Genomic DNA, 13,396 nt, shown 5'->3' on the forward strand with positions numbered 1-13,396 from the left:
ATGCATTATGACTGCGCAATCATTGGCGGCGGCGCTGGCGGTATGGCCGCCGCTCTTTCCGCATCCCAAAGGGGCGTGGAAAAAATCGTGCTTTTGGAGCGTGACCCTGCTGTGGGCGGTATTCTGCGCCAGTGCGTTCACGATGGTTTCGGCACGCTCTATCTGAAAAAATCGCTCACCGGTCCAGAATATGCCGCTCACTTTAAAAATCAGTTAAAAAACACACCGGTCACAATAAAAACAAGCGCGTCGGTTTTAGAGCTCTCCGGAGAATACGGGGCTTTCAGCGTCAAGTATCTCAGCAAAACGGAGGGGCCTGCCCGTCTGACCGCGGACACGGTTATTCTGGCCATGGGCTGCCGCGAGAGAACCCTTGGGCAGCTGCGTATCCCCGGAAGCCGTCCTTCCGGCATATATACTGCCGGTACAGCCCAGTATATGATGAATATCCAGAACCTGATTCCGGGAAAAAACGTGGTGATCCTCGGCTCTGGTGATATTGGTCTCATTATGGCCAGACGGCTGACACTGGAGGGCGCCAGAGTCAGTCTGGTGCTTGGAGAAAAAGCCACAGGGCTGGCCCGCAACCATCTGCAGTGCATCCAGGATTTTAACCTTCCCATCCGTTTTGGATTTACCGTCGTCTCTGTGCATGGATACAAGCGTCTGAAAGGCGTGAGCATTGCCCCGGTCCTGGCAGACGGACGGCCCGAGCTTTCCAAAAAAACATATGTTCCCTGCGATACCCTGCTGGTAGCTGCCGGGCTGATTCCGGAAACAGATATACTGGATTCGGATTTTGTCCGTCTTGACAAAAATGGCGGCATTAATGTCTATGACAATGGGCAAACCAGTGTTCCAGGACTTTTTGCCTGCGGCAATGTGACCGGCGTCCACGATCTTGTGGACAAAGTCAGCATGGCCGGAAAACAGGCCGGCGAGTCTGCTGCATCCTTCCTCGCCGGAAAGCCAGCCGCATCGGGTGAAAAGCTTCCGGACGCTTACCTTGAAAAGGAACCGACCTGTGAAGTCCTGAACAGCCTGAAGGAAAATGAACGCCTCTGTGTTCTGTGCCCAAAAGGCTGTATCCTGAGCTTCGACACTGCCTGCGAACCACCGGAAATCACAGGATACAGATGCAGGCGCGGCCTCCATCATGGCCGGGAGGAGTGGAAGACCCCCAGGCGGATGCTCACCACCACGGTCAAAACCGCCGCTGGCGGGCTGGTTCCAGTCAAAAGCAGCGTTCCACTTCCTCAAAGATCACTTCTAAAGGCGATGAAAAAAATACGGAAAATCACACTGACATCGTCTGTTGCGCCAGGCACCATTATCTGCAAAAATATCCTGAACAGCGGAGCAGACATTATCACAACAGGAGAAGCACATGAAAACTGAGACGGCATTACAGGATCATCGGCATTTTATAAAAAAAGTCATCTTTATTCTTCTGCTTTTGGTGATTCCTCTGGCTTTTATTTTTACCGCGCTGTTTATCGGCCGTTACAGCGTGTCGGTTTCTGAGGTTTTGAGAAGCCTTGCCAGCCCCTTTGCCGGCGGGGCTGGCATCTCACCACAAACATTGACCGTTGTACTGCAGTTGAGACTGCCGAGGGCCATCGCCGCTGCCTTTGTGGGCGCGGGACTATCCGCCAGCGGTACTGCTTTTCAGGGGGTTTTCCGCAATCCACTCGTCGACTCAGGCTTTCTGGGGGTTAATTCCGGCGCCGGCTTCGGAGCAGGTCTTGCTATTCTTCTCTTTGGCACAAGCCTTGCCACCTACGGCTTTGCCTTTGCTTTCGGTGTTTTAGCCGTTATTTTCAGCTACCTGATCGCTAAAATCTATAAGGCTGTTCCCACCATTATGCTCATTCTCGGCGGCACGATTGTCTCCTCAGTCTTCAGCGCACTGCTGACCCTTCTCAAATCCATTGCCGATGTCAACAGCGAGCTTCCGGCCATTGTTTACTGGCTCATGGGAAGTGTGGCCTCCGTCAGCTATAAGGACTTCTGGGCTGTTCTGGTCATTCTGGCGGGAATTGTCGGGCTGGCCTTTTTCAGCTGGCAGATCAATGTGATCTCCATGGGGGAAAAGGAAGCCCGCACCATGGGCGTCAATGTCGTATTCAGCAAGCGCATGATCATTGCCTGCGCGACCCTGGCAACGGCTGGCGCAGTGTGCATTTCCGGTATTATCGGCTGGGTCGGACTCATTATCCCGCATATTGGGCGGATGCTCATCGGCAATGATACCCGTAAGCTTCTGCCGGTTTCCATGAGTCTGGGGGCTGTGTTCATGGTCACCATTGACACCATCAGCCGGAGCGTCACCACCTCCGAAATTCCTCTGGGCGTTTTGACAGCGCTTGTGGGCGCGCCCTTTTTTGTCTTTCTGCTTAAGAAAACAAAAGGAGGGGGGTGGCAGATGTGAGTGTGTTAAAAATTACAGATGCTGCTTTTGCCTACGGCGAGCAGCTTATTTTTCAAGATATTACACTTGAAACCCGGCCAGGTGAAATCTTCTGCCTGATGGGACGAAACGGCTGTGGAAAAAGCACCCTTCTGGACTGCATTCTGGGCATTCATCCTCTGAAAAAAGGCACGATCCAAATTTCTGATAAAAGTGTCGATGCCTACAAGCCCGCTGAGCTGGCAAAGAAGATGGCTTACCTGCCCCAGAGCCACGAGCATTCCTTCCCTTACAAGGTGCTCCAGGTTGTGCTCATGGGAAGAACCGCCTATATGAGCCGCTTTGGCTCTCCCACCCAGGAGGATAAGGTCATTGTCAAAAATCTCCTTAACAAAATCGGCATCACCCACCTTTCCGACAGGCCGTATACCCAGCTCAGCGGCGGAGAGCTTCAGATGGTCATGCTTGCCCGTTCCCTGGCTCAGGAAGCTCCGCTCATTCTCATGGATGAGCCCACCGCCCACCTGGACTACTATAATGAGCTTTTATTTTTAGAGACCATCGCCTCACTGGTTAAGGATGGCAGGCAGACCATTTTCATGGCAACTCACTCGCCCAATCAGGCTTTTTACCTCGAAAACCGCGGAATCCCTGTCCGTGTAGGTCTGATGTGCAACGGAAAACTTATCGAAACAGGGCCGCCTGCCAAAACTCTGACGTCTGCAAATCTCGGGCAGGTTTATAATATCGAAGCACGTATTCTGGATTCTGGGGAGACAAAGCAGGTAATGCCTGTAGGTACTTTAAAATAAAGGAGTTAAAAAATGAAAAAGATTAAAGGATATGTCCGTATTACGCTGGCTCTGTTTTTTATCACAATGCTTTTGAGCGGGTGCTCCCAGCCCGGAATCACCGCCTCAGATAACACTCCAACACACACCATTACCGACAGCGCCGGCCGCCAGGTGGAAATTCCCACGGAAATAAAGAAGGCCGCGGTTCTCGACGCTTTTATGACAGAGGCCATTGTCATGAGCCAGGGCGGTGAGCAGATTGTCAGCTGTCCTGCCGGTACGAAGCGCAATGTACTGCTCAAAGAAATTTATCCTGAAATTGAAAATGCCGTCACAGTCACCAGCAGCGGGGTCATTAACGCCGAAGCATTGATGGAACTCAAGCCGGATGTGGTTTTAATCAAGCGTGAAATCTACCAGAGCGAGGCTGAGGCGCAAAAGCTGGATAAGCTGGGAATTCCCTATGTGGTGGTGAGCTATGACAATATGGCTGAGCAGATAGAAGCCCTGCGGCTGATCGCTTCAGTCATGGGGGGAAGGGTTGCTCAAAACATGGAGACCCTCTGCCAGGAATACGAGAGGGTCATCACTCTGTGTGAAGAGCGGAGCGCCAGAATTCCTGAGAGTGAACGCGTGAAAGTCTACCATTCCATCACAGAGGCTGTGCGGACAGATGGTGAAAACTCTCTCGGAAGTGACTGGATAAAAACCGTGGGCTGTACCGATGTATCTGTCGGCTCAGAGCTCAAATCTGAAGGGGATGACTACTATGCCAGTATTGAGCAGATTTTTGTATGGGACCCGGATGTGGTGATCTGTAATGACGCCAGCACAGCGGAATATTTCAAGACCAATGAAAAATTTCAGGGCCTTCGGGCAGTACGTGAAAACCAGGTCTATAATATCCCCATTGGCTTTACCCGCTGGGGCCATCAGGGAAGCTGTGAAACCTTCTTTGGCATGCTCTGGCTTGGGACCACTGTCTATCCGGAAGTTTACGGCGACATTGACCTCCGCGCAGAGGTGACGGATTTTTACCAGAATGTTGCCGGTATCCAGGTAGACGACGCCCTCTGGGATAAAATACTCTCCGGCAGGGATATCCGCCAGGGCGGCAAGAATTCAGGAAAATAAGGAGCTTAAAAATGATTAGATATTACCTCTGTGTCGATGACACCGATGACCTGACCAAAAAAACCAGTACCGGAAAAATAGCCGAGCATATCAAAAAAGAGGCCGAATCCCTCGGCAGTGTCATTGATTACGGCATCACACGGCACCAGCTGCTTCTGGACGACGCAATTGCCTACACCTCCCACAACAGCTCCATGTGCTTTTCGGGCAGTCTCTCCGAAGGCCAGCTCAGCAGGCTGTGGGAAAAAGCTGCAGAAATTATCATGGCCGAAAAAGCTGAAACAGCTGACCCAGGCCTCTGTCTCTGCCGTCTGGATCAGCTGAAATTTCCGGAGAAACTGCTGACTTTTGGAAAAAAGGCACAGCGCAGCGTCATCAAAAAGGAGGAAGCTTATGATCTCGCTCGCAGCGTCGGCGGCACACGCCTTGAGGAATTTGGCGGCACAGGTATCGGCGTCATCGGCGCCCTGGCCGGCGCAGGGCTGAGGCTTAGTGGAAACGATGGCAGTATCCGGGGGAAATCCGGTATTGGCACATGCCAGACCACCCTGAGCGCCGCTGAAATGCAGAACCGCCTTGGCGTATCGCACATCATCGAGCGCTCAGGCGCTGTGCTTCCGCCGGATACCCCGGTTTACATTGAAGATTATGCCAAAATCGTTCTGCTCGGCCACCAGCTGGTGGCCGTGGCAAAAAGAAACGAAGCAGATGGCTTTGAGCTCTGTAAAAAATCCGATCTCTATACCGGGGATAAAAAAACAGGCGGCTGGGAACTGGGCTGCGCTTTTTTCAAGCGTGACAATGATGAGGAAGAGTGCCTGGACGATCTGGATAAAACCTGCTGTAACTGTCTTTACCGGCGATGGACAAAGGAAGGCTATCGGTGCAGCATTGAAAAAAGATAGGCTTTTGCCTATCTTTTTAATTATATAATACTATTTGCCAAACTCATTCCACTAAAGTACAATAGAATCATCAAATCTCACACAAAGGATTTTTATATGGATGCCAAGAAACTTTTTAAATTGTTTATCTCAACCTTCAGTCTAAGCATGTTTACCTTTGGCGGAGGCTACGTTATTGTGCCGCTCATGCGCAAAAAATTCGTCAAAGAGCTGGGATGGATCGAGGAACAGGAAATGCTGGATCTCACAGCCATCGCCCAGTCTTCTCCCGGCGCCATGGCCGTTAATGCCTCCATTCTGGTCGGATACCGAGTCGCGGGTGTTACCGGCGCTTTTGTGGCCATTGTCGGGACCGTGCTGCCGCCGCTGATCATTTTGTCCGTCATCTCACTGTTTTACACAGCCTTCCGCGACAACCTCTACGTGGGGTTCCTGCTTAAAGCCATGCAGGCTGGGGTATCCGCTGTCATTGTGGATGTTGTCATCGACATGGGGGGAGATGTTTTTAAATCCCGCAAGGCGCTGCCGGTCATCATGATGTTTGTGGTTTTTATCCTCAGCGCTTTTGTAAAAATGAACGTGATTATCCTCATTCTGATCTGCGGCCTGATCGGCGCTCTTGTGACCTTTACAGCCAGGCGCACCGGAAAAAATCTTTTATAGGAGGCGGCCATGACTTATCTTCAGTTATTTATCAGCTTTTTCCAGATCGGTCTCTTCAGCATCGGCGGTGGATACGCGGCGCTGCCGCTCATTCAGGAGCAGGTCGTCAACCTCCACGGCTGGATGGACATGACCCAGTTCATTGACATCATCACCATTTCCCAGATGACGCCAGGCCCCATCGCCATCAATGCCGCCACCTTTGTGGGCATCAAGACCGCCGGGATCGGCGGCGCTGTCATCGCCACTGTCGGCTGCGTCACACCTTCCTGCATCATCGTATTGATTCTGGCCGCGGTATACTACCGCTTCCGCAATTTAAACACCATCAAAGGCGTCCTCTCCGGCCTCCGTCCCGCTGTGGTGGCCCTCATCGCCTCAGCCGGCCTCTCCATTGTCATCGTGGCCTTTTTTAAAAACGGCCTGGTGCAGTTTGCAGCGGACAATATTGATTTTGTGGCGGTGGTCCTCTTTGCCGTCAGCCTTTTTATCCTCCGGAAATTCAAGCTTAATCCCATCTACGTCATGCTGGGGTGCGGGGTCATTGGCATGGGGATATATGCGGCGCTTAATTTTATGGCCTGAACATTTCCTCCCGGATGGTCTCGCCCGGCGGAATCACGATAAACCGCTCATCGCTGCTGCCGTTCAGCATCTCGATGACGAGCTTCACGTCACCTTCGGTTTCCTGAAGCTCGAGGTCCAGCTTTTCGACCACCCCAGCGCATTTTTCACGGACATTCTGATCCTCCACGCCGGTTTTGACAAACATAAGGTACTTATAATTCTTATACATGGCTTTTATGACGCGTAAAGCCCTTTTTTCGCCGTATTTTTCCTTCATGCGGTCATATTCATATCCAAGGCCTTCTTCACCCCATAACCAGCCTTGTGAGACGAAATACGAGGTCCGCCGCAATTCGGCGGTGTTGGGGTTATGGCAGAGCAGAACATCGATGCAGTCCTCCACCTTTGGCAGCACCACTGGGCAGTTCTTTGCCTGTATGCCGGTCATGGCCTGTCCGCAGTGCCCATAAAGCAGGTAAATCCTGTCTGCGCCGGTCTCCGCGTCAATGGCGGACTGTACCTTTTCGTGAAGGGTTTCCGGCACATTGTGCAGCTGGTCCTCCAGCCAGTTAAATTTAAAATCCGACGGATCCTCCAGCCCGGCTTCAATTTCTCTGCGAAGCACGCTGCATCCGATAACCACCTTTTTCATTTTTCTCCTCCTTTGCGCCGCCTTTCTGACAGCTTTCCTTTAGGCCATTATAAAAACATGCGAAAGTCCTGTCAATCCTGCAAAAAAAGAATACAAAAAAGCGGCCAAAGCCGCTTATAAATGAAATCCTATTCGAAAAAACTCGTCTGTCTGTTATCCTCTCAGAATTTCCAGCAGCTCGCCGGTTGTCTTCTGAAGATTGATGCCTGTTAAAAAGGAACGGCCATTCATAACTGGAATATCAACGTCGCCCTCGAGCTGACAGGTACATACAATAATGTCGGGCTTAATCTCGGCAGCCTTCTGAGCCACCTCCGATGCTTTTGCCTGGACGGTTTTCAGTTCAACACCATTTTCTGACGCAATTTTTTCAATTTTTTTGGCCACTACGGTAGAAGTCGCCACAGCGGCGCCGCAGGCCACTAAAACAGTTTTCATTTCTTTGCACCATCCATTATTTTTCTGAAATGGCTGATATTTTCTTTCATATCGCCGCTAAACAGGCAGGAGCCGGATACAATGACATTGGCGCCAGCTTCGACAACAGTGCTCAGGGTTTCAAAGTTCACGCCGCCGTCGATCTCCAGATCAACATCACGGCCGCCGATCATGGCCCGGATTCCCTTTAAACGTTCTGTGGTTTCGGGAATATACTTCTGCCCGCCAAAGCCTGGATAAACGCCCATGACCAGAATCATGGAAATATCGTCAATGAAAGGAGCCAGCACATCGATTGGCGTGTCCGGGGAAATGACCAGGCTTGCCTTGCAGCCGGATTTTTTAATCAGGTCAATACATTCCTGTGTATCGTCCTCGACTTCAACATGCACGGTGATGATATCCGCTCCGGCGTCAGCAAAACGTTCGATATATTTCAGCGGTTCACTGATCATCAGATGGACATCAAATGGAAGGCCGATGGTTTTACGGAGGCATTTTACCTGATCTGGCCCGATGGTAATGTTTGGAACAAAATGGCCGTCCATCACGTCCACATGAAGCCAGTCCGCACCGCCGGCTTCCACGGATTTTAAATCACGGTCCAGATTGGCAAAATCCGCGCTCAGCATTGATGGGGAAATTTTGTAATTCATAATGAGTACCTCTCTCTTATTAATGATCATCTTAACGATCGGCTGAGAAGCTAATCCAGCCCGTCGATATCTTTTACTAAATTATATATCCACTCAGGGTTTTTTGCACCTGCTATTTTTTGTAAAACCATTTCATCTTGTATCATCAGGACAATTTTCTGCAGGGTTTCAATCTGCTTTTCACCGTCTTTTATGGCTAAAAGAAAGACGATGGAGACATCGATACACTCCTCAGGCGCGCCCATACCGTGAAAAACCACAGGATTTTTTAAAGTGATAAGCGATACCGCCTCCTCGAGCACATTGTCAGGCTCGGCGTGGGGAATGGCGACGCCGACGGGCGTCGGCAGACCTGTCGGGAAAATTTTCTCCCGCTCACAGGCAGCGGTGATGTAGCCCTCATCAATTCGATTGTCCCTTAAAAGGGGAGAGGCGGCGGCCTCTATCGCTTGAAAGCAGTCCGCCGCCTCTACATTAATCTGAATGTATTTTTGATTAATCAGCATTTTTTTATTTTTCGTCCAGAATGGAAACCTGGCCGTCCTCAATGTCTTCTTCCGGGTCTTCCTTATAAACCTTGGAAATGGTCGCAATCTGTTCGCCGGCCTGAAGCTTCATCAGGCGGACACCCTGGGTATTACGGCCAACGGTGGAGATGTCATTGCCCTCCAGCTTAATGACCACACCCTGGTTATTGATCATCATGATCTCACCGTCCCGGCTGATGACGCAGAAGCCCACCAGCTCGCCGGTTTTCTTGGTCACCTTATAGGTCTGAACGCCCTTGCCGCCGCGTTTCTGGGAACGGTACTGGTCACCGGAGGTCAGCTTGCCATAGCCGTTGTCCGATACGCAGAGCACAAACAAGTCATCCGATACAATGTCCATACCCACAACCACGTCGTCATCGCGCAGCTCGATACCGCGGACACCGATGGAGGTACGTTTCAGCGGACGCACTTCCTTTGAGGTAAACCGGATAGCATAGCCCTTCTGTGTCCCCATGACAATATCCTCGTTTTCTTCCACCAGACGGACGTTGATGAGCTCATCACCTTCGCGCAGGTTAATGCCAATGATGCCGTTCTTTCTGGAAGAATCATACTCCGTGAGGTCGGTTTTCTTAATGATCCCCTGCTTGGTCGCCATGATCAGGCATTTATCCGCTGTAAATTCTTTAACCGGAATCATGGTCGTGATCTTTTCATCCGGATCAAGCTGAAGAATATTGACAATGGCAGTCCCTCTTGCGGTACGGCCGCCTTCAGGCACTTCAAAGGCCTTCAGGCGGTACACCTTGCCCTTGTTGCTGAAGAACAGCAGGAAGTGGTGGGTGGTGGTGGTGAAGAGGTGTTCCACAAAGTCGTTCTCACGGGTGGAAAGAGCAGTGATCCCCTTGCCGCCGCGCTTCTGTGAGCGGTAGGTGTCTGCCGAAATCCGTTTGACATAGCCAATATGGGTCATGGTGATGACCACTTCCTCCTCTTCAATGAGGTCTTCCACATCAAAGTCTTCCACGTCGATGTCAAAGGAGGTTCTCCGCTCATCGCCATATTTTTCCTTGATTTCTGTCAGCTCATCCTTGATGATGTTTAACACGAGCTGTTCGTCTGCCAAAATCGCTTTGTACTCAGCGATCATTTTCTGCAGCTCAGCGTATTCTTCCTCGATCTTTTCGCGTTCCAGACCGGTCAGGCGCTGGAGACGCATGTCCAGAATCGCCTGCGCCTGGATTTCGGTCAGGGCAAAGCGTTCCATGAGCTGGACTTTGGCTTCCTTGCCGTCCTTAGCCGCACGGATCAGCGCGATGACTTCATCGATGTTGTCAAGGGCGATGCGCAGACCTTCCAGGATATGCGCTCTGGCTTCTGCCTTTTTCAAATCAAAGATGGTTCTTCTTGTAATGATTTCCTTCTGGTGCTCAACATAATAGTGCAGCACCTGCTTCAGGTTCAGAACCTTGGGCTCAAGCTTTTTCTTATCGTACTCATTGCCCACCAGCGCCAGCATGATGACGCCGAAGGTATCCTGGAGCTGTGTGTGCTTATACAGCTGATTCAGGATGATGGTCTCATTGGCGTCGCGCTTGAGCTCAATCACAATGCGGATACCTTTTTTAAGGTCTGTTTCATCGCGGAGGTCTGCAATGCCCTCCACACGCTTTTCCTTGACCAATTCAGCGATTTTTTCCACCAGCTTGGACTTATTGACCATGTAAGGGATCTCGGTGACAACGATCTGTTTACGGCCTTTTTTGGTGGTCTCCATCTCAACCTTTGAACGTATCTTAATACGTCCGCGCCCGGTGCGGTAAGCTTCCTTAATACCGGATTTTCCAAGCAGAATACCAGCGGTTGGAAAGTCCGGCCCTTTGATATGAACCATAAGCTCATCGATGGTGATGTCCGGGTTGTCAATATAAGCGATGGTGCCGTCGACCACCTCGCCTAAATTGTGAGGCGGAATGTTGGTGGCCATCCCGACCGCAATCCCGGCAGAGCCGTTGACCAGCAGATGGGGGACACGGGCCGGAAGGACTTCCGGTTCCATTTCAGATTCATCGAAGTTCGGAATAAAGTCAACCGTGTCCTTATTGATGTCACGCAGCATTTCCAGCGCGATTTTGGACATCTTGGCCTCTGTGTAACGCATGGCAGCAGCGCCGTCACCGTCGATGGAGCCAAAGTTACCCTGTCCGTAGATAGTCATATAACGGGTTGAGAATTCCTGGGCCATACGCACCATGGCGTCATAGACCGCGGTATCGCCGTGCGGGTGATATTTCCCCAAAACTTCCCCGACAATACGGGCAGATTTACGGGTCGGCTTGTCGGGCGTCATGCCAAGCTCGCTCATGGCGTACAGGATACGTCTGTGAACAGGCTTTAAGCCGTCGCGCACATCCGGCAGGGCACGCCCGATGATAACACTCATGGCGTAATCCACATAGCAGGACTTCATCTCTTCTTCAATATTTACTTCTTTTATTCGGTCATATTCTATAATTTCATCCATATTTTAAGTTTAACTCCCAAGTTTAAAATGATCGTATTTTATATAAAAAATCTTATATCATCCTTCGGATGATTTTTTATACAAAATGCCTTAGCCTCATTGCCGAACACCCAGGATCGGCCGCTCCCTTTTCGTGTTCTGCCAAATTTTTTCAAAATTTGGATTCGGCGTCATATATCCAGATTCTTAACCTTAGCCGCGTTGCGTTCAATAAATTCTTTTCTCGGCTGTACCTTGTCGCCCATGAGAATGGTGAATACCTCGTCGGCATAGGCGGCGTCCTCAATGTTGACGCGGTTCAGGATACGGACAGAGGGGTCCATGGTGGTTTCCCACAGCTGATGGGCGTCCATTTCCCCAAGACCTTTGTAACGCTGGATGGTGTACTTGCTGCGGTCTTTGTCCTCGAACATTTTGTCAAGGGCCTTTTCATTGTAGACATACTCGACATGCTGCCCCCTGGCTACCTTGAAAAGCGGCGGCTGGGCAATGTACACATAGCCCTCCTCGATCAGGCCGCGCATATAGCGGTAGAAAAAGGTTAAAAGCAGCGTACGGATATGGGCGCCGTCAACGTCGGCATCTGTCATGATAATGATCTTGTGGTAGCGGGCTTTTTCAACATTAAAGTCCTCGCCGACCCCTGTGCCAAAGGCAGTGATCATGGATTTCAGCGTATCCGCTGTCAGGATACGGTCAAGACGGGATTTCTCAACGTTCAGGATCTTACCACGCAGCGGCAGAATCGCCTGGATTCTGGAGTCTCGACCAGACTTGGCCGAGCCGCCCGCGGAGTCCCCTTCCACAATAAAGATCTCAGACATGGACGGGTCCTTTTCGCGGCAGTCCGCCAGCTTGCCCGGCAGCGCTGTGGTGTCCAGAGCGCTTTTACGTCTGGTGAGCTCACGGGCTTTTTTGGCTGCCTCACGGGCTCTGGAAGCGCTCAGTGTTTTTTCGATAACGGTTTTGGCAATGGTCGGGTTTTCTTCCAGGAAAGCTGAAAGCTCATCGCCGACAATAGTTTCAACAATTCCCTTGACCTCAGGATTCCCAAGCTTTGTTTTTGTCTGGCCCTCAAACTGCGGATCCAGCAGCTTAATACTGATAATGGCTGTCAGGCCTTCACGCACATCCTCACCAGTCAGGTTTTTGTCATTTCCCTTGATGTAATTATTCTTTCTGGCATAGGTGTTGATGGTACGGGTCAGAGCGCTCTTAAACCCGTTTAAATGGCTCCCGCCCTCGGGTGTATAGATATTGTTGGCATAGGAATAGATATTTTCGGAATAGCCCGCTGTGTATTGAAAAGCGATTTCCAGACTGTAATCATCCATTTCCTTTTCATAATATGCGATCTGTTCATAAAGAGGGTCCTTATTCTTGTTCATGTATTCAATGTAAGAACGGATACCGCCTTCGTAGCAGTAGGTTTCCTTGCGCTTTTCAGCTTCTCGCTCATCGGCCAGGGTGATGGAAACGCCTTTGTTCAAAAATGCCAGCTCTCTGAGACGGTGTTCCAGAACATCAAAGTCATACACCAGCTCGTCAAAAATATCCGGATCGGGCTGGAAATGGACAGTGGTACCCGTCCGGTTGGTGTTGCCAGTCACTTCAAGCTCAGAGGTCTTTTTACCCTTGGCAAAGGTCTGGTGGTAAATCTTTTTATTCTGCTTGACCTCAACAGTCAGTTCAGAGGAGAGGGCGTTGACAACGGAAACCCCAACGCCATGAAGGCCGCCGGATACCTTGTACCCTCCACCGCCAAATTTACCGCCGGCGTGCAGAACCGTCAGTGCCAGCTCAACCCCGGTCTTTTTCATTTTGTGGTTCATATCGGTCGGAATACCACGGCCGTCATCCACAACGGTGATACCGTTATTTTTATCAATGGTGACCACAATATTCTTACAGTAACCCGCCAGCGCCTCATCGATGGAGTTATCCACGACTTCATAGACAAGATGGTGGAGCCCCTGCTTGCCGGTGCTCCCGATATACATCCCAGGTCTCTTCTGGACCGCCTCAAGGCCTTCCAGCACCTGTATCTGGTCGGCAGTATAATCATTTTTCTCATTTTTTAAATTGTCTGACATAAAAACCTCCGTATTTCAATGGAGAATGAAGAATTGAGAATTGAGAATTATCGGTATAAAATCGCAAAG

At 50.6% G+C, this 13,396-nt stretch carries 13 protein-coding genes; 7 read left to right on the forward strand and 6 right to left on the reverse strand.

Features of this window, described 5'->3' with window-relative positions; translation table 11 throughout:
- From BUC22_RS10935 to BUC22_RS10965, 7 genes are all read left to right on the forward strand, one after another.
- Entirely contained in the window at positions 1-1,398 is a 1,398-nt protein-coding gene (locus BUC22_RS10935) for an FAD-dependent oxidoreductase (RefSeq protein WP_013378381.1), read from the forward strand.
- Positions 1,388-2,431 (forward strand): FecCD family ABC transporter permease, encoded by a 1,044-nt coding sequence (locus BUC22_RS10940; RefSeq protein ID WP_013378380.1) that lies wholly within the window; start codon positions 1,388-1,390, stop codon positions 2,429-2,431. The genes BUC22_RS10935 and BUC22_RS10940 overlap by 11 nt, the downstream gene beginning before the upstream one ends.
- Positions 2,428-3,222, forward strand: a complete 795-nt coding sequence (locus tag BUC22_RS10945) for an ABC transporter ATP-binding protein (protein WP_013378379.1) — start codon at positions 2,428-2,430, stop codon at positions 3,220-3,222. Before BUC22_RS10940 ends, BUC22_RS10945 begins: the two co-directional genes overlap by 4 nt.
- Positions 3,223-3,234: 12 nt before the next feature.
- Entirely contained in the window at positions 3,235-4,338 is a 1,104-nt protein-coding gene (locus tag BUC22_RS10950) for an ABC transporter substrate-binding protein (RefSeq protein ID WP_073382882.1), read from the forward strand.
- Between the two features lie 11 nt (positions 4,339-4,349).
- Positions 4,350-5,243, forward strand: a complete 894-nt coding sequence (locus BUC22_RS10955) for a hypothetical protein (RefSeq protein WP_013378377.1) — start codon at positions 4,350-4,352, stop codon at positions 5,241-5,243.
- 96 nt (positions 5,244-5,339) lie between these two features.
- Complete coding sequence (locus BUC22_RS10960) at positions 5,340-5,906, forward strand: chromate transporter (protein ID WP_013378376.1); 567 nt, start codon at positions 5,340-5,342, stop codon at positions 5,904-5,906.
- Between the two features lie 9 nt (positions 5,907-5,915).
- Entirely contained in the window at positions 5,916-6,491 is a 576-nt protein-coding gene (locus tag BUC22_RS10965; protein WP_013378375.1) for a chromate transporter, read from the forward strand.
- Here BUC22_RS10965 and BUC22_RS10970 read toward each other — a convergent pair.
- The 6 genes from BUC22_RS10970 to gyrB all read right to left on the reverse strand — a co-directional run bounded on the left by BUC22_RS10970 (position 6,481) and on the right by gyrB (position 13,327).
- On the reverse strand, positions 6,481-7,125 hold the full coding sequence (locus BUC22_RS10970) for a DUF1638 domain-containing protein (RefSeq protein WP_013378374.1): 645 nt from the start codon (positions 7,123-7,125) through the stop codon (positions 6,481-6,483). The two genes, BUC22_RS10965 and BUC22_RS10970, sit on opposite strands and share 11 nt — an antisense overlap.
- 153 nt (positions 7,126-7,278) lie before the next feature.
- Positions 7,279-7,563, reverse strand: coding sequence for a PTS sugar transporter subunit IIB (locus BUC22_RS10975; protein ID WP_013378373.1), 285 nt, complete (start codon positions 7,561-7,563; stop codon positions 7,279-7,281).
- Complete coding sequence (gene rpe / locus BUC22_RS10980; protein ID WP_041689790.1) at positions 7,560-8,219, reverse strand: ribulose-phosphate 3-epimerase; 660 nt, start codon at positions 8,217-8,219, stop codon at positions 7,560-7,562. The genes BUC22_RS10975 and rpe overlap by 4 nt, the downstream gene beginning before the upstream one ends.
- A gap of 50 nt (positions 8,220-8,269) precedes the next feature.
- A complete protein-coding gene (locus BUC22_RS10985; protein WP_013378371.1) occupies positions 8,270-8,725 on the reverse strand; it encodes a PTS sugar transporter subunit IIA in 456 nt (151 codons plus the stop codon).
- A gap of 4 nt (positions 8,726-8,729) precedes the next feature.
- On the reverse strand, positions 8,730-11,225 hold the full coding sequence (gene gyrA / locus BUC22_RS10990) for a DNA gyrase subunit A (RefSeq protein WP_050814089.1): 2,496 nt from the start codon (positions 11,223-11,225) through the stop codon (positions 8,730-8,732).
- A 179-nt stretch (positions 11,226-11,404) separates the two neighbouring features.
- Positions 11,405-13,327 carry a DNA topoisomerase (ATP-hydrolyzing) subunit B gene (gene gyrB / locus BUC22_RS10995; RefSeq protein WP_013378369.1) on the reverse strand — a complete coding sequence of 641 codons (1,923 nt, stop codon included), beginning with the start codon at positions 13,325-13,327 and terminating at the stop codon, positions 11,405-11,407.
- Positions 13,328-13,396: the final 69 nt, after the last annotated feature.

The sequence above is a fragment of the Eubacterium callanderi genome (assembly GCF_900142645.1).
GTDB classification, from domain to species: Bacteria; Bacillota; Clostridia; order Eubacteriales; family Eubacteriaceae; genus Eubacterium; species Eubacterium callanderi.

What these genes read in the sequence shown, in the direction of transcription:
- BUC22_RS10935 (WP_013378381.1), top strand. Translation starts at nt 1, where the DNA reads ATGCATTATGACTGCGCAATCATTGGCGGCGGCGCTGGCGGTATGGCC.
- BUC22_RS10940 (WP_013378380.1), top strand. Translation starts at nt 1,388, where the DNA reads ATGAAAACTGAGACGGCATTACAGGATCATCGGCATTTTATAAAAAAA.
- BUC22_RS10950 (WP_073382882.1), top strand. Translation starts at nt 3,235, where the DNA reads ATGAAAAAGATTAAAGGATATGTCCGTATTACGCTGGCTCTGTTTTTT.
- BUC22_RS10955 (WP_013378377.1), top strand. Translation starts at nt 4,350, where the DNA reads ATGATTAGATATTACCTCTGTGTCGATGACACCGATGACCTGACCAAA.
- BUC22_RS10960 (WP_013378376.1), top strand. Translation starts at nt 5,340, where the DNA reads ATGGATGCCAAGAAACTTTTTAAATTGTTTATCTCAACCTTCAGTCTA.
- BUC22_RS10965 (WP_013378375.1), top strand. Translation starts at nt 5,916, where the DNA reads ATGACTTATCTTCAGTTATTTATCAGCTTTTTCCAGATCGGTCTCTTC.
- BUC22_RS10970 (WP_013378374.1), bottom strand. Translation starts at nt 7,125, where the DNA reads ATGAAAAAGGTGGTTATCGGATGCAGCGTGCTTCGCAGAGAAATTGAA.
- BUC22_RS10975 (WP_013378373.1), bottom strand. Translation starts at nt 7,563, where the DNA reads ATGAAAACTGTTTTAGTGGCCTGCGGCGCCGCTGTGGCGACTTCTACC.
- rpe (WP_041689790.1), bottom strand. Translation starts at nt 8,219, where the DNA reads ATGAATTACAAAATTTCCCCATCAATGCTGAGCGCGGATTTTGCCAAT.
- BUC22_RS10985 (WP_013378371.1), bottom strand. Translation starts at nt 8,725, where the DNA reads ATGCTGATTAATCAAAAATACATTCAGATTAATGTAGAGGCGGCGGAC.
- gyrB (WP_013378369.1), bottom strand. Translation starts at nt 13,327, where the DNA reads ATGTCAGACAATTTAAAAAATGAGAAAAATGATTATACTGCCGACCAG.